Source organism: Candidatus Nanosynbacter sp. TM7-008, assembly GCF_022828245.2.
Classification (GTDB): Bacteria; Patescibacteriota; Saccharimonadia; order Saccharimonadales; family Saccharimonadaceae; genus Nanosynbacter.
Genome location: NZ_CP157587.1, coordinates 189,705 through 210,786, shown reverse-complemented (window position 1 = coordinate 210,786; position 21,082 = coordinate 189,705). Strand labels below are relative to the sequence as shown.

20 protein-coding genes are annotated in these 21,082 nt (G+C 44.3%); all 20 read right to left on the bottom strand.

Annotated features, from left to right (window positions below; genetic code table 11):
- Positions 1–9: 9 nt before the first annotated feature.
- On the bottom strand, positions 10–2,640 hold the full coding sequence (gene secA / locus LRM48_RS01110; RefSeq protein WP_243812524.1) for a preprotein translocase subunit SecA: 2,631 nt from the start codon (positions 2,638–2,640) through the stop codon (positions 10–12).
- 125 nt (positions 2,641–2,765) lie between these two features.
- Positions 2,766–3,137, bottom strand: coding sequence for a ribosome hibernation-promoting factor, HPF/YfiA family (hpf, locus tag LRM48_RS01105; RefSeq protein WP_129744703.1), 372 nt, complete (start codon positions 3,135–3,137; stop codon positions 2,766–2,768).
- 30 nt (positions 3,138–3,167) lie between these two features.
- Positions 3,168–4,409 (bottom strand): serine--tRNA ligase, encoded by a 1,242-nt coding sequence (gene serS, locus LRM48_RS01100; RefSeq protein ID WP_243812525.1) that lies wholly within the window; start codon positions 4,407–4,409, stop codon positions 3,168–3,170.
- A gap of 90 nt (positions 4,410–4,499) precedes the next feature.
- Positions 4,500–5,597, bottom strand: a complete 1,098-nt coding sequence (locus LRM48_RS01095; protein WP_243812526.1) for a hypothetical protein — start codon at positions 5,595–5,597, stop codon at positions 4,500–4,502.
- 291 nt (positions 5,598–5,888) lie between these two features.
- Positions 5,889–6,728 (bottom strand): undecaprenyl-diphosphate phosphatase, encoded by an 840-nt coding sequence (locus LRM48_RS01090; RefSeq protein ID WP_243812527.1) that lies wholly within the window; start codon positions 6,726–6,728, stop codon positions 5,889–5,891.
- Between the two features lie 65 nt (positions 6,729–6,793).
- Complete coding sequence (locus LRM48_RS01085) at positions 6,794–8,071, bottom strand: PspC domain-containing protein (RefSeq protein ID WP_243812528.1); 1,278 nt, start codon at positions 8,069–8,071, stop codon at positions 6,794–6,796.
- Complete coding sequence (locus tag LRM48_RS01080; RefSeq protein ID WP_243812529.1) at positions 8,071–8,415, bottom strand: PadR family transcriptional regulator; 345 nt, start codon at positions 8,413–8,415, stop codon at positions 8,071–8,073. Before LRM48_RS01080 ends, LRM48_RS01085 begins: the two co-directional genes overlap by 1 nt.
- The gene (locus tag LRM48_RS01075) at positions 8,405–9,109 is read right to left on the bottom strand and encodes an ABC transporter ATP-binding protein (protein ID WP_426303691.1); all 705 of its coding nucleotides are present in this window, start codon (positions 9,107–9,109) and stop codon (positions 8,405–8,407) included. The genes LRM48_RS01080 and LRM48_RS01075 overlap by 11 nt, the downstream gene beginning before the upstream one ends.
- 4 nt (positions 9,110–9,113) lie before the next feature.
- A complete protein-coding gene (locus tag LRM48_RS01070) occupies positions 9,114–10,403 on the bottom strand; it encodes an ABC transporter permease (RefSeq protein ID WP_243812531.1) in 1,290 nt (429 codons plus the stop codon).
- A gap of 117 nt (positions 10,404–10,520) precedes the next feature.
- Positions 10,521–11,171: a hypothetical protein gene (locus LRM48_RS01065; RefSeq protein WP_243812532.1), complete on the bottom strand. Its 651-nt coding sequence runs from the start codon at positions 11,169–11,171 to the stop codon at positions 10,521–10,523.
- 23 nt (positions 11,172–11,194) lie between these two features.
- Positions 11,195–12,148 (bottom strand): CNNM domain-containing protein, encoded by a 954-nt coding sequence (locus LRM48_RS01060; RefSeq protein ID WP_243812533.1) that lies wholly within the window; start codon positions 12,146–12,148, stop codon positions 11,195–11,197.
- 90 nt (positions 12,149–12,238) lie between these two features.
- Entirely contained in the window at positions 12,239–14,002 is a 1,764-nt protein-coding gene (locus LRM48_RS01055) for a DUF2207 domain-containing protein (protein ID WP_243812534.1), read from the bottom strand.
- Positions 14,003–14,020: 18 nt separating this feature from the next.
- Entirely contained in the window at positions 14,021–15,523 is a 1,503-nt protein-coding gene (locus LRM48_RS01050) for a lysine--tRNA ligase (RefSeq protein ID WP_243812535.1), read from the bottom strand.
- A 46-nt stretch (positions 15,524–15,569) separates the two neighbouring features.
- Positions 15,570–16,025: a transcription elongation factor GreA gene (greA, locus tag LRM48_RS01045; RefSeq protein WP_243809589.1), complete on the bottom strand. Its 456-nt coding sequence runs from the start codon at positions 16,023–16,025 to the stop codon at positions 15,570–15,572.
- A gap of 132 nt (positions 16,026–16,157) precedes the next feature.
- Positions 16,158–17,399: an aminoacyl--tRNA ligase-related protein gene (locus LRM48_RS01040; protein ID WP_243812536.1), complete on the bottom strand. Its 1,242-nt coding sequence runs from the start codon at positions 17,397–17,399 to the stop codon at positions 16,158–16,160.
- 18 nt (positions 17,400–17,417) lie between these two features.
- Positions 17,418–18,224, bottom strand: coding sequence for a CPBP family intramembrane glutamic endopeptidase (locus LRM48_RS01035; protein ID WP_243812537.1), 807 nt, complete (start codon positions 18,222–18,224; stop codon positions 17,418–17,420).
- Positions 18,205–19,365 (bottom strand): M50 family metallopeptidase, encoded by a 1,161-nt coding sequence (locus LRM48_RS01030; protein ID WP_243812538.1) that lies wholly within the window; start codon positions 19,363–19,365, stop codon positions 18,205–18,207. The genes LRM48_RS01035 and LRM48_RS01030 overlap by 20 nt, the downstream gene beginning before the upstream one ends.
- Positions 19,362–20,057: a polyprenyl diphosphate synthase gene (uppS, locus tag LRM48_RS01025; RefSeq protein ID WP_243812539.1), complete on the bottom strand. Its 696-nt coding sequence runs from the start codon at positions 20,055–20,057 to the stop codon at positions 19,362–19,364. The genes LRM48_RS01030 and uppS overlap by 4 nt, the downstream gene beginning before the upstream one ends.
- Complete coding sequence (locus tag LRM48_RS01020) at positions 20,050–20,469, bottom strand: hypothetical protein (protein WP_243812540.1); 420 nt, start codon at positions 20,467–20,469, stop codon at positions 20,050–20,052. The genes uppS and LRM48_RS01020 overlap by 8 nt, the downstream gene beginning before the upstream one ends.
- A complete protein-coding gene (frr, locus tag LRM48_RS01015; protein ID WP_243812541.1) occupies positions 20,469–21,023 on the bottom strand; it encodes a ribosome recycling factor in 555 nt (184 codons plus the stop codon). The genes LRM48_RS01020 and frr overlap by 1 nt, the downstream gene beginning before the upstream one ends.
- Between the last annotated feature and the right edge of the window lie 59 nt (positions 21,024–21,082).

Below are 21,082 nucleotides of genomic sequence, written 5' to 3'. Positions count from 1 at the left end.
GTTCTCTGATTATTTACGATTTTTCTTACGGTTCTGTCGCTGAGCCTTTTTCTTCTTTCGAGCTTGATTCTTCGCACGATTTGATTCCGCGCTAGTCTTACCCTTTTTCACAGAGAAGTCATCGTCACGATTTTCCTCGCCCGAACCAATTTCATTTACGCCACGCTCAACGGCATTTTCTGCCAACCTAGTTAGCTCAGTGTCATATTCGTCGTCTTGAGATTGACGAACTGTAGCGTCGGCTTTATGGATATTAAATATCGTTGCTAGAACTTCATCGCGGAGATTAGCTTGCAAACTCTCAAACAACTTCTGGGATTCTGATCGATATTCCACCAAAGGGTCACGCTGTCCAACACTTCGCCAGTGAATGCCCTCGCGCAAATGTTGCATATTTTCCAAATGCTGCATCCACAATGTATCCAACACCGCCATATAAACTTCGCGCTCAACTCCACGCAAATCATCAGCGCCAATCTCACGCTCTTTCTCTGCGTAAGCTTCTTCGACCAGCTCCAGCGCCTTCTCATAGCGCAAACGATCTTTCTTCTCCTTGCCAACCTTTTCAATTTTTTCCTTATCAACCGGGAAAATAACCGAGAAATCCTCGACAAACTTTGGATTATTCTTTGATGGAAGAGTTGTCAATTCGTGAACTTTAGCCTTCAGCAAACGCTCAATTTCTGGCTTGATATTATCGCCTTCCAAAATCCTGCGTCGCATAACATAAACGACGCGACGATGACGGTTAATCACATTGTCGTATTGAACAACATTTTTGCGCGTATCAAAATTGTAGCCTTCAACTCTCTTCTGTGCCGCTTCCAATGTTTTCGATACGGCGCGAGTTCTGATTGGCGTATCATCATCAACACCCAATCTATCCATCAACGACGCAATTCGCTCGCCCTGGAAAATTCGCATCAAATCATCTTCGGTCGAAACATAAAACTGAGTCTCGCCTGGATCACCCTGACGTCCGCCACGACCGCGCAACTGATTGTCAATTCGGCGTGATTCGTGTCGCTCCGAACCGATAACAACCAATCCGCCCAATTCCTTGACACCCTCGCCAAGCTTAATGTCAGTACCGCGACCAGCAATATTTGTAGCCAAAGTAATCGCACCTTTTTCACCGGCTTTCGCCACAATCGCAGCCTCACGCTCATTGTTCTTAGCGTTCAGAATCTCAAATTTAATGCCTTCTTTTTCCAAATATTTGGCAATTTGTTCATTCTTTTCAATAGAACCAGAACCAACCAGAACAGGACGACCCTGCTTGTGGTAATCCTTAATCGCCTCAGCTACAGCTTTAAGTTTGGCCTTTTCAGTCTTGAAAATCAGATCTTCCTTATCCTCGCGAATAACTGGTTTGTTCGGTGGAATTTGAATAACGTCAAGTGAATAAATTTGCTGGAACTCTTCGGCTTCAGTGAACGCCGTACCAGTCATGCCGCTCAATTTATTATACAAACGGAAATAATTCTGGAATGAAATTGTCGCCAAGGTCATGCTTTCTTCCAGCACAGGAACACCTTCTTTCGCCTCAATCGCCTGATGCAACCCTTCGTTGTAGCGGCGACCCTGCATCAGACGACCAGTATGCTCGTCAACGATAATTACTTCGCCGTCATTAGTTACAACATAATCCTTGTCGCGCTTGAATAATGTCTGTGCTCGCAAAGCCTGATCCATGTGATAAACACTGCGCACGTGATCTGGTGTGTACAAGTTTTTTATTCCCAACAATTTCTGGACCTTTTCAACACCTTCATCAGTCAAGGCAACACTTCGGCGCTTCTCATCCAAAACGTAATCTTCCGGAACCAACTTCGCGGCTATTTTAGCAAACGTATAATAATTGTCAGGATTTTCAGCCGCTGGAGCAGAGATGATAAGTGGCGTACGAGCTTCGTCAATCAGAATTGAGTCAACCTCGTCAACAATTGCGAAGTTCAATTCACGCTGCCTGAGCAAATCGACATCGTTAACCATGTTATCGCGCAAATAGTCAAAACCAAACTCGTTATTCGTGCCGTACGTAATGTCCGCAGCATAAGCCTCCTTACGCGAAACCGGACGAAGTTTTCGCATTCGAGGATCGTCGTGATGCTCATTGTCGTAATCTTTATCATAAACAAATGACGCTTCATTGATAATCACACCGGTGGTCAAGCCCAGAAAATCATACACTTGACCCATCCAACCAGCGTCACGCTGCGCCAAATAGTCGTTAACTGTCACCACATGAACGCCCTTGCCCTCCAAAGCATTCAAGTAAGTTGGCAGCGTCGCCACAAGAGTCTTACCCTCACCAGTTTTCATCTCGGCAACATTGCCCTCATGAAGAACCATACCACCAATCAACTGCACGTCATACGGACGCTCACCAATCACACGCTTAGCGGCTTCCCTTGCTACAGCAAACGCGTCTGGCAAAATCGTATCAAGCGTCACACTCTTCTTCGACAAACGCTTTTTCAGCTCATCAGTCTGCGCCCGAAGCTCCTTGTCGGACATCTTTTCATATTTGTCATTCAGACCGTTAATAACGTCAACTTGCTTACGCAATCGTTTCAAAATCTTCTTCTGTGGATCGCCAAAAATCTTACTCAGCGCTTTTTGTTGTGTAATTGCCATAAACCTTAAAACTCCCTCACTTTCAGGCATTTTCAAAAACTTCTTTTATTATAACTTTTTTCGGGCAATTTGAAAAGAAAAAGCGCCCAGAATCTGAACGCTTTCCTGCTAATTTCATCTATCAATTATTTTCGGCCGAAAGTTTGCTTTAGCTTCGCCAAAACCCCACGACTTCCGCCAACGTGAGCCAGCACATCGTCTTTGTACTTACGAACTTGACCATTCAACCTAGCTTCAACAATATCCACTGCAGCCAAAACGTTCATGGTTGAATCCTTAGCTATAATTTTCTTATCTGGCACATTGATGATAACTTCAACTTCGTACTTGTTGCCGCCAGGATTGTCAATCTGCTTAATCTTAACGTCTGCAGACGCACTTTTTCGCGCGTGGCGTGGCAAGTATTTTCCCAGAGAACCAATTTTTCGCTCAACGTATTTTTTTGTTGTGGCGTTCAGCTCATATTTAACGCCAGTAATTGTAATATCCTTAATCATTTTTCCTCCTACTAACTAGTATGCTCTCTATTATATCACGTCACGACCATTCATATACGGACGAAGTACTTTAGGGACAGTCAAAGTTCCATCTGGATTCTGGAAATTCTCCAAAATCACCACCAATGAGCGAGCCAGCGACACCGCAGTTCCGTTCAAAGTGTGAACAGATTCAATCGTGCCGTTTTCTCGACGAACTCGAATATTCAAACCACGAGCTTGATAATCAGTACAGTTCGAACAACTCGTCAGCTCACGGTAAGTTTGGTCAACTGGCGACCAATATTCAATGTCGTACTTCTTTGCAGCCGGCGCACCCAAATCGCCCGCCGCAATATTAACCACGTGATAAGAAATCCCAATTTGCTGCCAAAGCGCCTCTTCAACGCTAAGAATTTTCTCATGAATCTCTTTAGATTGCTCCGGCAGACAAAACGCGTACATTTCCAGTTTATTAAATTGGTGAACTCGGAACAGACCACGCGTGTGCTTGCCGTATGTCCCCGCCTCTTTTCGATAGCAAGGACTATATCCAGCGTATAGCAATGGCAAATCTTTCTCGTCCAAAATCTCATCCGCGTGATAGCCGGTTAATGGCATTTCCGCCGTACCAATTAGCGTCAAATCTTCACCGTCAACTACATATTCATTACTACCTTCACCCTTCGGAGTAAAACCTGCGCCTTCAGCCGTTCGCAAATTGACCATATGCGGCACAGTCATAAATGTGAAGCCCTGCTTTGTTACGTAATCCAAGGCAAATTGAGTTACGGCATTTTCCAGCAAAGCCAAATCACCCTTCAAGTAGTAAAACTTCGCACCAGCCACCTTAGCGCCACGCTCAAAGTCCACCCAGCCGCGGCTTACAGCGTAATCCAGATGGTCCTTTGCACCAGTTTTACAATCGCCATAAACTTTTACTTCAACGGAATCTTCTTCACCGCCCAGAGGTACGTCGTCAAAAGTGATATTCGGGACGTTTTTAAGAATTGCCGCAACTTTTTCCTCGGTCGATTTCAGATAACTCTCACGCTCTGCCAGCTCAACTTTCAATTGCTTGCCCTGATCAATCAGTTCTTGGTCTGGTCGGCCGCCTTTCATTTTCGCTGAAATAACATTCCGCTGTTCGCGTAGCGCTTCAACCTGCTTCTGTAAATCGCGACGCTCATCGTCTAATTGCAACAATGCCGCAATATCAACTTTATAGCCTTTATCGTTTGCCGACTTTTGCACCAAATCGACATTTTCCCTGATGAACTTAATGTCTAACATGTCTCAATTATATAACAACATAGACTATATATAAATAAACCCCGCCGGATTTAACAGACGGGGATTTTTAGATAAGTTTAAATAATTTACTTACATAGCCGTGCCAGGTAACGTCGTTGGCCATGGAACATTGTCATTTGGCACATATGATACGCTAACAATCGGGGGAAGTGTTGGCGTTGGATTCTGAGCGCTAGCTGCTTCAGCGTTAATCATCCCGAAAGTTTGAACGATCCAAGTCAAATACGAGCCACCCCATCGTCCAGCAGAAGGACCTTGCATCTGGTCACTAGGACGCAGCCCATCTGGCAACGCAGCACCACCACCGTTCCAGCTGTTGGCCCAGCCTGTAAGAGCTGCATATAGATAAACAGTATTGTTAATTCGTCGAACCTTAACCACGCTAGCTTTCATGGATGTTGAGAGAATTTGAGGAACACTTCTCCAGCCAGTGTCACCATATACAACCTTCCAACCTGTTTTATCACTACCACGAGTTTTAATCCAGCGAACGGCACCGTTTGTAGCAGCTGTATCGGTATAGTACGTACCAACACTAGCCTTAACATTGCCTTCAGGCATACCAGTCCCGCGAATTTCATACGAATCTTTCCATTCTACGTCGCAGTCGTCATCAGTTTTCTTACCGAGTACTTGATTTGTTTTACCACCCGCAGGAAGATTCTTACCTGTAAATTGTAAACCTAGGTTACTTGTGCCATTTCCGGTAATAGTCAATCCAGTCGAGCAAGGCTGAGTACTATTAGTTACAGAAATTGTAGCATTTCGGCCAGCCGCTCCTGTAGCACCAGTTGCACCTGTAGCTCCTGTAGCTCCCGTGGCTCCAGCTACCCCAGCGGGACCCGCCGCACCAGTGTCGCCTTTGTCGCCTTTTCGACCATCTCTACCATTCTGACCATTAAGACCGTCCTTGCCATCTTGACCGTTCCTGCCGTTAATACCGTCTCGCCCATCCTTGCCATTCTGGCCATTAAGACCATCTCTACCGTCTCGGCCATCCTTACCCTTTAAGTCTGAGTAGGCTATGATATTTTTCCATTCAGATTCCCCGGCATATCGCCACTGTATATACAAGGAGTTCTTCTGGATCTCAATTTCGCGACTATCAGATTTGCTAGATTCTTTCTTGTCATCTTCCTTATTAGTACCGTTATCCTTATTTTTCAAATCCTCAAGCGAAACTATCTTCTGTCAATTGCCATCAGCATACTTATATTGAATCTCGCCCGAATCCTGACGAATAGAAACTGCATTCGGATCAATTACTCCACGTGGTGAAATCTTAATAAAAAACAATAATATTATAAGTATTATTGTGATCATAAAAAGACTTAGCACGAAAGCTTTTGATGCAGGCTTTCTTGTATTTTCTCGCTCCACTTAAAATATTCCTTTAAACTTTATTTGATATTGATTATGCTTTTATTTTACATGCAGCAATATGAAAAATCAATCTCATTAAACGTGAGAAATCACTCCCAAACCAAGCATAACCAACAACAACAAACCCAGGACAAATCGATAAATTATAAACGGTCGAAAATTATTGCTCTGAATAAATTTTAACAGCCACGACACAGCCAAATAACCGACGCCGAATGAAATTACCGTGGCGATTATGGTTGAAGTCCAGCCGACGCCGCCAGAAATGTGCTTATATTTGGTAGCGACTTCCAATAGTCCTGCTGCGACCAACGCTGGAATACCCAAGAAGAAACTCAATTTCGTAACCGACACGCGGTCAAATCCACGAAACAGACCGACTGAAATTGTTGCGCCAGAGCGACTAACTCCCGGAATGAGAGACAAGCACTGCCCCGCGCCAATAGCCAGCGTGTCTTTCCAGCTTGTCTCAGTTTCGCCACGCTTGTTATTTACCGCACGATTGTCAGCCAGCCACATAACAACACTCCAGCCAATCAGCCCGAACGCCACAAACCACAAACTGCGCAGAACCGTTTCAACTTCATGCTTAAATAATAATCCGACAATCGCAATAGGAATTGAGCCGATAATAATTGCCCAACCATATTTATAATCAAACTTTCGACGCGCTCGCTTCCACCATAAACCGCGCCACCAAGCCTGTAAAATTCGCCAAATGTCGCTCCAGAAATAAATCACTGCCGCCAAAATTGCTCCGATCTGGATTATCGCCGTAAAAGCCACGACGCTCGGATCGTCAATTCGCATTCCCAACAACTTCTCAGCAATTGTCAGATGCCCAGTAGAAGAAATCGGTAAGAATTCCGTAATTCCCTCGATTACGCCGAGAATAATTGCTTGCCACCACGCCACGCTTAAAAATTACCTTTCATCCTTCAAGTGTAGCATTAGCGGTAAAATCATTCAAATGCACGAGCCTAAGATTCGGAATTTTCTGCTTCAATCGAGTTATGATAGAACAAACCGCTGACATTCACACCCGCAGGAGCATAAATTTTCAAGCCAGTTATCGGCTTATAAAACTTCAAGCAGCCGTCAAAGAATATCGCGTTACACTTTTCAGAAGCGGACAGCACAATTTTATCGCCATCGCGACGCACGTTAATTTCTGGCTTATTCGCCTTTGGTAAATCCACAAACTCCGCTTCCACCTTGAACTTGTCAGAATTTATTCGCGAAACATTCCCCACTGGCATATCGATAAAAATTGAATTAGCGTTTGTCGTATCTGGAATATCGATATTCACTTTCTTCGTGAGCTGCTGCGATTCACGCGCATATTCCAAGCCAGCGTGCGCGCTAAATATTGCGGCGCTTGCCAAACTCATAAAAACAACGGACGCCGCCACGATCATTGTGATTACAGACATTCGATTGACCTTCCAAGCGAATATGCTACGCGTTACAATTGCGCCAAATATAACCGCTGATATTCCGCCAATTGCTAAGGAAATCCACACTCCCCACGCCCATATTTGCATTCCCAAACCGCCGAGCATATTAACCACGGAAACACCAAGCGCCCCGCCAACAATCAGCCCAAACAGCACCGCTAGCGTCGTAAGTAGCACCACAGCACCGATAAAATATTGGAAAAATTTCGCAATTGGAGTTTTTCTGACAGACGCAATTGAACTTCCATCAGCGGAAGCCTCCTTAAGTGCAATCAAAGTTACTGGCTTCCCGCGCATTCGTAATTTGTCCGACGCGGTTTTTGCTGGCGGCATTGACACCCACATCGCGAGATAAACCAGCACCATCGTGCCGAATGTTACGAACGGCGAGATAATTGCAATAAGTCGCACCCACAACGGATTGATATTAAAGTATGCCGCTATTCCCGCGCACACACCGCCAATGACAGCTCCGTCCGTGTCGCGCATCAATTGCTTTTCTGGTTTTTCATTATCATCCGTCAATTCATTCGTTAGGTCATCGCTATCATCCGAAAAATCACGCGGTTCGCCCATTTGATTTTTAATCGCCAAAACATCATCGTCGCCAATAACGCCTTCTTTCATCACGCCACGCTCGGCTAGAATTTCAACCATTCGCGCCTCTATTTCCCTCATCGCTTCCGCGTCGGCGTGCATATTTTTCTGAATCGAATTAAGATATTTTTCTAGCGATTTCTTAGCGTCAATTTCCACACTAAACGCCGTTTTTGCCAGATGAATCCTAGTTATTTCCTTCATTATTTTATTCCTTTCTCTAAGTTATCAAGCGAATTATTTAGCATATTTATGCGATCCTTAAGTTCATGAATCAACTTATCGCCGTGATTTGTCAATGAATAATATTTTCGCGGCGGACCTTGCTCGCTTTCCTGCCATTCGTGTTGCAAATATCCGTCCTTCTGCAGCCTATTCAGTAGCGGATAAATCGTACCTTCGACCACCGTTAAATCTGAATCGTTCAATTGCTTAACAATGTCGCCGGCGTACTGCGCCTTATTGGAACAAACCAGTAAAACGCAGTAAACCAAAAATCCTTTTCGCAATTGGACCGCCAAGCTTTCCGCATAGCTATCAACGTCCACTTTTACCTTCTTTCGGTATGTTAGAACCCTTAATTTTTCCGTCTTTGATCAGGATTTGATAATCGCATTTCTTGGCCAAGTCAACGTCGTGCGTCACGATAATCAGCGTTGCGCCTTCTTGCTTGTTGTAATTGAACAGCAATTCTTCCACCTTCGCGCCAGTTTCGCTATCCAAATTTCCCGTAGGTTCGTCCGCAAAAATGATCTGAGGACTGCCGACAATTGCCCGCGCAATTGCCAAACGTTGCTTTTGACCGCCCGACAAATCCTTCGCACGATTCTTTCGTTTCTCATACAAGTCCACCGCCTTCAACGCCTCATTGATCTTACTTTCCCTCAAGCCCCTTGGCATTTTCACAATTTCCAGCGGCAAACTCACATTATCCGCCACGCTTTCATTTCCCTGAACAAAGAAACTCTGGAAAATAAAACCTATTTTTCTCGCGCGAAACTCGTCAACTTGCTTTTGTTTCAATTTCAGAATGTCCTGACCGTCAATAATCACCTCACCTTGCTGCGGTCGATCCAAGCCAGAAATTGCGTGCATCAGCGTTGATTTTCCTGAACCAGATTTTCCCAAAATCGCCACGCTCACACCCGTTGGAATCTGCAAGCTCACATCATTTAGCGCCACAAACTGGTTCTTCTTTTTGCCGTAAATTTTCGTCACATTTTTAAGCTCAATCATAACAATTCTCCTATTCCGTTCTTAACGCTTCAATTGGATCTAATTTTGTTGCCTTGCGGCTCGGTAGCCAGCCAGAAAGTACCGCCATAATCATCAGCCCGATTATCAAAAGTCCCATTTGTAAAGGATTAATGACTAATAAATTCGTGCCTTGCTCCAACTTCAGGAAATTAGCAATCATAGGATTGAGTAGCGACATCAAACTCGCCAAACCAACGCCGATCAAACCGCCGAGAAGCCCAACCCACGCCGCTTCATATCTAAACATTTTACCGATATCACGACCTCGCATTCCCAGAGCTTTCATTAGCCCAATCTGGCTAGTTCGCTCCAGAACAGAAATGTACATCGTATTAACAATTCCAAACACGCTCGCAAGCAGCGCCAAACCGCCAAACCCAATCAGCGCCATTTGAGCCATATTCACAAAAGTAAGCATAGCCTTGCGCACATCCTGAACCGAAGATGCCACGTAATCCTTACCAAGTTCACTCTTCACCGCCTCAACGTTTTTCTCATCATCAACCGACGCAATTACGTAAGAATAATCATTAGGCAAATTTTTAGGGTGGCTAAAGTCGTAAATATCCTTAGCGTCGTCCACAGAAACGCGCACAGCTGGCTGATAAAACAGAATCGTGTCCGAAGGTTTATCGACTGCCGCAACTTTCAGAGATATTTCCTTGTCAGCGTTCTTGCTCAGCGAATCTCCTTTTTTCAATCCCAGCGTAATCGTTTGTCCAATTGCCGATTTTGCATCACTAAATCCCATTTCTTTTACGTAAGATTCCGGAATAACAACTTCGCCTTTTTTCGGCATAAAATTGTCCAAATTACCAGCCGCAAACTTCATTCGAGTTTTATCAAACTTCACGGTTACACTCGGCACGAATTTTTTGTCGCTTGCCGAACTTTTGGCGTATAAAACTCCATACATAGAATAAGCTGGCGTCACTTTTTCTACGTGCGGAACTTTCTGTATTTTTTTCACGTCGTTATCAGTCATCGAGTATTTTTCTATCGCCTTAGACTGATCCTTCTCCGTATCTTCCGAGTCGCTATATTCTGGAAGATTGTTATCAGGTCCCGACGAGGTCACTTTTTTATAGACCGAAACAGATTTTTTATCGCCAGCCGCGTCGACCATACTGTTCGTATACAGCCGACCGCCTTCTCCAGCCATCAGCGCCAGACCAATCGTAAACGCCCCAACTGAAATTGCCAGCGCGGTTAAAATCGTGCGACCTTTTGATTGCCCCAAATTTCGACCGGCGCGTTTAATAATGTCAATTCTTCTCACATTAAGCTCCTTGTTGATTTACTATACATAGTACTATGTTATACAAGGTATCTTAAATAGTCAAGGTATTTTTGAAAAAATATTCAAAAATCACAAATTCCGTCAGCTTAGGAATCGCTATTTTCGCTTAGCTTTAACTATCTTTGCCAAGCCATTAAGCGCGCGCCTATAAAAAGGCTCAGTGCTCACACGCTCCCGCAACCCGTCGTCGTTCACGCTGTCCTGAATCTCACGATCACCCGCGGAAACTCCATTATTTTCTATCGACTCATTATCTACCAAACCAGCCATATATCTAGCGGCATCAAAAAACATCGGATCTCCCCAAATCTTGACTTCTCTATCATCTCCGTAATCAATTACTGCAGAGATAACCTGCTCGTCGTCCTTATTGTAGACTTCATCATCAACTCCATCGTAATCATCAATCTCTTCGTCGCCATACTCAACATCAAAGCGTCCGCTATAAAATCGACAATCGGCGACAATACCACGACACAAATCACCTTGGTCATTTCTCTGCCATACGCTCATCAATATCACCAGATCAGAAGTAGACAGATCAGCCTCCTCAAGTAGCTTAACAGACTGTCCTTTACTGATAATTAGACGACCACTCCCCTCTGCTCTAGACTCATCAATATACATCACATCCTGTGGCGATACGTCCGGATAAGTATCGAGTGTGTATAGCACTTCGGGAGACATTGTCTCGGCTGTAACTTGTCGTAATCTATCAGGCACTCCATTATTATATTCTTCAGACATTTTATGACCTCCTCAATTTAATCTTATTCCTCATCATACTCATCTTCAATCTCTTGGTCCAGAATCTCTTCAATCACGTCTTCCAGCGTAATAATTCCCAGCTCCGCCTCATCATCCATCACCACAAACAAATGATTCCGCGTTTGAATGAATCGACTTAAGACCGTATCCAGGCGCGACCTCTTGTCAATATCGTAAATTTTATCGCGGTACAATTGGCTAATTGGCAACGGCAAATCTCGTCCAACTACATCCTTCACGTATAAAACTCCGACCAATTCCCCGTCAGATTGAACCGGAATTCGCGAATGTCCAGCGTGCTTAATCTGAGCTAGTAGAGTCGCATCCAGCTCGTCATCCAAATCCACGACAAAAACCTCGCTCATCGGCGTAACCAAATCGCCAGCCGTCTTTTTACTAAACTGCAGCGCTCCCGCAGCAATGCGACTTTCGTCATAATCAACCGGACTATCAGACCTGACGGCGTGCTCGTGAATAATCTCCTCCAGCTCCTGGTGAGAATATAATTGCGGCGTTTCCTTACCCAACCAGCGATTCAACAATTTCGACATCGGCTGAGCAAGCGGCCAAAATAGTACGTAAATCACATCAAGCAGCCAAAAGAAATATCGCACAAATCGATATCCACGCTGTGAGAAAATCGCCTGCGGCAAAATCTCGCCAAACATCGTGATAAGAAGCGTCGCAATCAAGCCGCCAACCACGCCATTCGTCATATTGCCAAGCAAAATCGACATCGCGGTATTCACGCCGACATTGCCGAGCAAAATACAGAAAATCAAATAATAGCCGTCTTTTCGATATCGATACACTCGCGCCGCAATTTTGTCGCCTTGCCTGGCTTTTCGCTTCAAATCATCAGGTCGCGCCATCATTAGACCAATATTCAGACCGGAAAATAGCCCAGAAAGCGCCAATAGAACAGTCGCCGCCAACCACAATAAAATATCAGACATAATTACAACCTCTACTCTGAATCGCAGCTAAAAATAGCCTGCCAGAAAATAACTCCAATAAAAAATCCATATCTATAATTATAGCAAATTCTACCAGCCGCCGCCTCCGCCGCCGCCTCCGCCACCGCCAGCAAATCCACCACCAGACGAACCGCCAGAGGTTGAAGAATAATCACTAGCATGACCAGCCGCCGTCGACAAACCGCCCAGTCCAGACGAAAACGCCACAGCATTGAACGCGCCTTGCCCAACATACCAATCTGGCGCCTCGCCAACTTGCTCGTAATATTTGCCCATTTGCTTGCTCCAATTTTTCTCTTGCCCAAACAACACAGCGTAAGGCAAAACTCTTTCATATAATTTAACAAGTTGCTTTTCGTCATTCACATCAACAACTACTTTTTCCGCTCCCTCAGGACTTTGTAGAATATTCAAGCGCTCGACCTCAGCCACACCGATATACATCTTCAATCCCTCCAAATATCGCCTCAAACTTAAACCATCATCAGTTAACGACCAACCTCTGGACGCTAAGACGAGCATAATTGACATAACAAGGAGCATCGGCGACAAAAACAAAACAGCCAGCACAAGAACTCGCTTAAACCATCCCATCATTATTCGTTTCACTTCTGGATTTTGCTCGCATAAACCATACTTCTCTCTGGCTAGCGTCTCCAGATTTTTATCATCGTCACGCGTTCGCGTCATGTATTTTATATTATTTTGAAGATTTTTCAGATTTAGGCGTTGACCTGGCTTTGGAATAGATGGACTGTCGAACATATCCTGGATAATTTCAATTTCCTCGGCTTTAAGTTCTTGCAAATCTTTAATAATTTCAATCTCATATTGCGCACCGCTAAACAGCGAAGATTTTTTCACTTCATAAATTTTAATATAATGCCGAACCGCCAGGTCTAATAATTGCGCGACCTTCGGCAGACCTTTGACCTTGAATGGATCATCGTATTTTTTCAAAACATATGTCGATATCAAAACACTAATATCCTCTGGCGGCAAATATTCCGGTGGAATCGGTTTTAATTCCTTATCTCTGCCAACCAACCGCCTATATCGAATTATTAGAAAAATCGCCAAAGGTGTCGCGATTGTATAAGCCAAAATCTGCATAAAATGCCAAATTCCAATCAACTTTTCCATCAGCGTTTCTTGATATTCAGAAAAAGTTCCGCTCTTAAATCCAACCGCCACGGTTGCACCTTGTCGACGACCCAACTTATCTATTTTCGCAGTAATCTGGTTCTCAATTTCACTCAAATCGCATTGCGTCTTCGAACCTCGACTGCCGACATAACAAAAAGCTTTCCCTTGCCTTGCCGCAACCAAAGACTCATCAAGTTTCACGGAAATTTGCACATTTTCCATCGGAACACGCCATTCGTCACCGATCACATCCCAATAGAATTCATCACGCCCCGTATCACCGTAATTCTTAGTTACATCACGCTGTGTAAACTTAATAATGTAAGTTTTCTCGCCCTCCACGTAAGTATTTTTATTGCCAATTCTCAACTCGTCGTCATTCCAGGAATATTCAAGCGGCGTACCATTTTCATCAGTTACAGATTGCAATGAAAAATTCGTCGAGTGATCATCATATTTCTTAACAAAAACCGGCGCGATTCCCCGATTTTGGTTCGGCGGAAAATTAGCAGTAATCCGCCAAGTGGTTTCCAATTTTGATCGATTATCAGAGTCGCGACTCAACGAATATTCCGCATCAAATTTTGTGATAGTAAAATTATCCGTCGAGCGCGCCGCAAACGCCATTTTGCCAGACCCGGCCAGCAATAGCCCAACAGTTAGTAGACCCAAAAGAAAACGTTTCATGCTTTAATTATAGCAAAATTACAAGTTGACTTGCGGATAAATCGCCCGAGTTGTTTCGTCAATTTCACTCTTAAGCTGCGGGAACGGCACACCTTCACGCGCAGTCACGCCCTCGAAAATCCAGAATACTCGCTCAGAATAACCCCAACCACAAGCCGGCGGCATTCCATATTCCAACATCTCGACGTAATCAATATCAAGCATCATCGCCTCCTCATCACCAGCGTCACGCATTTGCTGCTGCTCAAGGAAACGATTCAGCTGGTCAATCGGATCATTCAGCTCAGAGAATCCATTGCCCAATTCTGAACCAGCGATCACCGGCTGAAAACGCTCCACCGTCTCTGGATTTTCCGGATTAGTCTTTGACAACGGACTAATAAACTTCGGCGTGTTCACCAACCAAACCGGACCAGCAACATCTTTACGAATATTCTTCCATAATTTATCAATGCTGCGCGGAATAGAATCGGTTTTTTCGACTTCCAAATTATATTCTTTCAGTTTAGCGGCAACTTCTTCAATTGTCGTGTTATAAACATCGATTCCGTAGTGCTTGCGAATAACTTCAGCGTAATCCCAAACTTCCCACTCGCCGCTCATATCGACGTTGAACTTGCCTAATTGGAATTGCAGAGTATCAAAAGTCTTCTGAAGCACATCTTTATACATCGACTCCATAAAACGCATTCCCTGCTTCCAATCCCAGTAAGCCGCGTACCATTCCATAGCAATATGCTCCGGCAAATGCTCGTCCGAATAATTTTCATTACGAAAACGCGGACCGAGATCATAAACTTTCTCAAATCCAGCGCCAATCAATCGCTTCAATGGCAATTCGTGGCTAATTCGCAAGTAAAACTGCTGATCACCCAGCGCATCCATATGCGTCACAAATGGGTTCGCGTCCGCACCGCCAGTGGTGTGCTCCAAAACAGGAACATTAATCTCAATGAATCCATGACTGTTCAAATAATCTCGCGTTGCTTGCCAAAACTTACTTCGGCGGATGAATCGCTCGCGAACTTCAGGATTGACGTTCATATCAACATAACGTCGGCGCAAGCGCTCTTCCTTGTTCTCTAATTTTTCTGGCATTGGTCTTAACGATTTGGTCAACAATCTAAGTTCGCGCACGCCAACAGATTTTTCGCCCGTTTGCGTCGTGGTCATTACGCCCTTCGCCTCGATAAAATCGCCCGTGTCCAGCAATTTAAGTTGCTTCATGCCAAGCACACCGCGCGCAGCATCTAATTCCGCCACGTCATCACGCTGCAAGTAAAGCTGCACGTCGCCAGATTGATCGCGTAATTTAATAAACGCCAATTTGCCAAAACTGCGAATAGACGCCACACGACCCGCAACGACAACTTCCTTACCAGCTAGCTCATCGTACTTAGACAAAACCTCAGCACAAGTGTGAGTTCGTTCTGATTTTGCTGGATATGGTTCAACGCCTAATTGACGTAATGTTTCCAGTTTTCGTAGTCGTTCATTGCGATAATCTTGAAGTGTAGCCATAACAGAGATAATTATAGCACATTATACGCGGCAGATCTCGCCAGACTTAAGATATCGACTTAATAATGTAAGTAATTTCGGCTTTTGGCGTTTTAATCGTTACTTCATCACCAATTTTCTTACCAATCAATTCTTTACCAATTGGCGACTGATCTGAGATTCGTCCAGCCAATGGATCAGCTTCAACTGGTCCGACCACTGTGTAAGATACGGTTCTTTCTGGACATTGCAATTCAACTGTACTACCCAAACCAACGCTTGAGCTACCGTTGGATTTAATAATTTCGGCGTTCTGAATAATATCTTCAATTTCCAAAATTCGCGTTTCCACCAAGCCTTGCTCTTCGCGTGCAGCGTCATATTCCGCGTTTTCGCTCAAGTCGCCAAAGTCTCGCGCTGCCGCAATTTTTTCAGCAATCTCGCCACGTCGACCTTTCAACTCTGCCAATTCTTTTTCTAAATCAGCCTTTCCAGCTTCTGTAATTTGATAAGTTTTTTTCATAAAAATTTCCTCCTCTACTGTATGTAGTGGTATTAGTCTTACGATCTACACTAAATATAGTGTTTTTAATTAGTCTTGATTAAGTCTATCTGAGTATATCAATCGCTATTTATTATGTCAATATAATCAGCCTTACCGACTCAAGCAAAAATCCATCAACTGCTGATAATCCATTTTTCGCGTTTCGCCAGTTGATCGTTCCGTCAGTTCAAACAAGCCATCACCGTCAATCGCTCGATCGCCGATCGTTATCCGCCACGGCAATCCCATTAGCTCAGCATCAGCAAATTTCACGCCTGGACGCTCATCGCGATCATCGAGCAGCGCGTCGACGCCGCTACTAGCCAGCTCGTCATAAAACTTGCCTGCTAGTTCCTGACCCTTTTCGCCAATTGCAACAATATGAACCTTAAACGGCGCAACATTTTCCGGCCAGACCAAACCTTTATCATCAGCGAACTTCTCAACAATCACGCCCATAACTCGCGTAATTCCAATGCCATAACTTCCCATGTAAGCATATCGCTCTTTACCTTCAGCGTCAGTAAATACCAACTTCATTTCTTCGGATTTCTGCGTGCCGAAATTAAAGATATTGCCAACTTCGGCAGTTTTCACTTTCTCTAACTCAGTACGATCGACGCCGAGCTCCTCAATTGCCTCGTCCAAAACTTCTTCATTAACAGCGATATTTTTACCGCGATGCAGATAAATATAATCCTCACCAGCATCGCAAATTGTCTGAAACTCATGGCTAAACTTCGTAAAAGCGCCGCCAGAAGCAAACGTCACATACGTTTCATCGCCAATTCCAAATCGGTCATAACAACGCTTATACGCCTCAATGACTGAATTGTAGTAACTATCCAGACTCTCCTTGCTGTCGTGAACCGAATACATATCCTTCATCACAAATTCACGACCACGCATAATTCCACTCTTAGCGCGAAGCTCATTTCGCAATTTATTCTGGAATTGATAAACGCTAATTGGCAAATCTTTGTAACTCTTTAAGTAATTGCGAAGAAGGTCAACAATCGGCTCCTCGTGCGTCCAACCAAAACCAATGTCTGTGCCGTCTTGCAGCTTAGATTTAAACCAAACGTCGACCAATTCATCACTCCAGCGACCAGTTTCTTGCCATAATTCCTTTCGCTGTAAAGTGCTCATCACCAATTCCTGGCTATTAACCTTGTCCATTTCCTCGCGAACAATTTGCTTGATATCCTCAAGAACTCTCAAGCCCAACGGCAAAAACGAATACACGCCCGCCATCGTTTTATGTACGTAGCCAGCACGAATCAAAAGCTGAGCATTTCGCGCAACCTCGCCAGCTGGCGCCTGTTTCAAAGTTCTAGTAAAAAGTTGTGTCATTCGCATATTTTTTCTCCTTTACATAAATATAAATGGCAATAACGATTCTGTCTGATTAATCGCGCCCGTATTGATAAACAAGAAATAAAACGCTATTCCGTTTTTCGCCATATGCATCATAATAGGCACCCAAATTGCGCCAGTATATTCCCTGGTCGCACACATAACCAGGCTTAAAGTAAATGTATCAACTGCCACCGCCCATTGCAATGGCGAATCTGGACCAACCCAAAGATGTGCCGCGCCAAACGCTATGCTCGTTACGATAATTGATAGCCAAATCGAGAAAGAATTACGCAACTTGCCGTAAAGATATCCGCGATACAAAAGTTCTTCAACAATCGGCGCCAGCACCACCAATACAACAAACGCCATGATAAATTGCCAATGAGTCGCCAACATACTCTGACTGAACGGTATGGCCTGCTTTTGCTGCATATCCACCGAGAAAACACCACTGGCAATGCTCATCGTAACCATTGTTAGTAAAAAGTACGCCACGAAAGCAAACGGAGAGATGAATATTTCCAAAAACGTTGGCCAATCATTCACGCCCAAATTGCTCAAAGTTGTTCGGCGCTTCTTAACCAAAAACGGTACAGAAATCACGACAATTAGCGACAAAATATATACAACAACCGAAAGCACCGTATGAAAAATAACTGGATTCACAGAATTGAGAGGTACGCCGATTTTTGCCAAAGCACCGACCGCCAATGAAACAACAACTTCCACCGCCAAAAATACGCCATAAACCCAAGCTGGGAGCGCCAAAATCAGCCACCATTTGCGGTTTTTTAATTTCTTAGAAGAGTTTTCCAACATCACTGATCGTCACCAAAATTGTTAAGATTAATAGGACCAACATACCAGTTGCCTGAATATTTTCCTCGCGCTCTTTTGTTAAATCTTTCTTAAATAAGCGGAAAATCGTCATAGTGAACCAGCGACCACCGTCAAGCGCTGGAATTGGTAAAATGTTCATCACCGCCAGCGTCAGCGAGATTAACGCCGCCACGAAAATGATGTACTCAATTCCAGAACTGACAACCGACGGGAATAATACGCCCAATATGCCAATTGGTCCTGCTACGCTCCCGCTGACAGAGGCCAAATCAGCTCGTGCAGATTCTTTTGATTCTGCAGAACCGAATATTTGCCCAATTGATCCGTGCACGGTTTTCACCAATAACACACCAACGCCTTTGATAGTTTCGTATGACAATTGCCCAGTAGTCGCCACACCCACAATAGGCGCCGACCATGTGCTATACATTTTCTCCGTCTGCCCCGGAACAACACCCAGATATCCGCTTCCCTTCACGGACTTTTCATCATTCAACTGGACGTCAATAGTTGACTCTTTGCCGTCACGCCTATACTTAACGTTGATTTTTTTGCCAGCATTCTCCTTCGTTACAACTGGCAACTTTCCCGCCTCTGTAAGCGGTTGATTATTTATTTGCACCAATTGATCATTAATCTTAAGCCCAGCTTTATCGGCAGGCGAACCTGGCGTAACTTTTGCTATCGCCACCGGCGAACGCCTGAACTCTGTATCAAATGGCAATTGGATTTGGTTTGATAGAATTTTCGGCATGCCAATTATCGCAAGAATCGTGAACAAAACAATCGCAGTTATCCAGTTCATCATAACGCCAGCCAGCAGAATCTTCGTCTTCACCCAAAACGTCGATCCGCCGTATGTGCCTTCGCCTTTTGCGGAATCGTATTCGCCTTTCAATCTGACAAACCCACCAAGCGGCAGCCAGTTCAAGCTAAACGTTACGTTCTCGCCCAAGAAACTTCGCTTTACTTTCCATTTTTTTGCGGCAGGCGGAAACCCGACTCCGAACTCTTCAACCTTAACGCTGTTTCTCTTGGCGACAATAGCATGACCTAATTCATGCAAAACCACCAATAAAATGAGAACAAATAGCCCTAAAAGTATTCCCCAAATAATCATTTTCCAAACCGCCTATTCCGATTAGCATATTCCTCTAAAATCACCGACACGTCGTCCACCGTCATGTCTGGCCAATTCTTCTCAATAAACATCAATTCGCTGTACGCCGAGCGCCACAACATAAAGTTGCTGAGCCGCTGTTCACTAGAAGTTCTAACAATCAAATCACACGGCGGCACCTCTGGCGCATATATATTTTGAGCAATCAACTCAGGCGTAATTTCCTCAGCAGAAATTCCAGATTGAACAATTTTTTTAACCGCATCAGCAATTTCCAAATGTCCGCCATAATTCAAACATAAAACCAATTCTCCATTTTTCAGATCGGCAGTTTTCTCCTCAGCCTCGTCAATCGCTTTGATCAATTGATCCGACAGACCTTCCCTGGACCCAACAACCCTCAAGCGAACCTCGTTTTCAATAAATATCGGAAGATCAGCCTTCAGTATGTTCAATAATAATTTCATCAAATGTCGGACTTCTTCCTCTGATCGCTTCCAGTTCTCTGTACTAAAAACATAAGCGCTCGCGTATTTCACGCCTCGATGAAGAACCTCTAGCGCCACGTCTTTTAGCGCGTTATAGCCCGCCAGATGTCCTTCATACGCCGGCAGACCATGCTGTTTTGCCCATCGCCGATTTCCATCAACAATAAACCCTATATGCCGCGGCAAATTAGCATTTTCACTCATTATCTGCCCTCCATTCATCAATTAATTTTACATCTTTAACATCTTTTTCGCGACTACGCCATTTTTTCCATTGATATAAAAACTCTAAATTGACGAACCTCACGCCATCATATTCTACCGCATAATCAAGCAAATCATCATAGCCAACAGCCTGCCCATCAAAAACCCAGCCGTCCCAAACTTCAGCCGAACCATCATCTTTTACAAAATAAAAACGCTGATTGTCGTCAAACTTTTTAATCCAATCGCCACTTTCCTCAGAGAGCTTTTTCATCAAATCAGAACTCGCCGCAAGATCAATATCACTAGCTGGACGAATCCCCAATTGATCCAAAATCCCGCTACCAATAACAATAATTTGATCCAACGGCAAATTCAACGCCTTCACTTTGTCGGCAAAAGTTTCGCTCATTAAACTGTTAAGACGTCCTTTTCTTTCGCCTTAAATGCCTCGTCAATTTGCGCCTGCATCTTGCTCATTAAGCCGTCAATTTCTTTCTCTACACGCTTCAAATCGTCTTCACTCAGCTCTTTATTGTCCTTCATTCGCTTAGCGTCCTTAAGGGCATCCTGACGAATATTTCGCATCGCAATTCGAGCCTCCTCAACCTTCTCGCTAACCTGTTTCACCAATTGATGGCGGCGCTCTTCGGTCAAGGCCGGAACTGGAACGCGAACCACTCGTCCATCATCAGATGGATTGAAACCCAAGCTTTGGTTATCGCGAATTGCAGAAGAAATTGCCGTAATGTTACTCGGGTCAAATGGTGTAACTAACAACATTTGCGCCTCAGGTGCGGTAACGTTTGCGACTTGATTAAGTGGCATTTTCGTACCGTAAGCCTCAACCATAATGCCGTCGAGCATTCCAGCGTGCGCCCTGCCCGTTCGCACCTTCTTCAATTCATCTTGAAAAAAGCTAAACGCTGCATTCATTTTTTCTTCATAAGGGTTTGTGTCGAACATATTTCCTCCAATTTATCTATCCGTTATTATATCAAACTTCAAGCGTCTTGTCTGCTAAT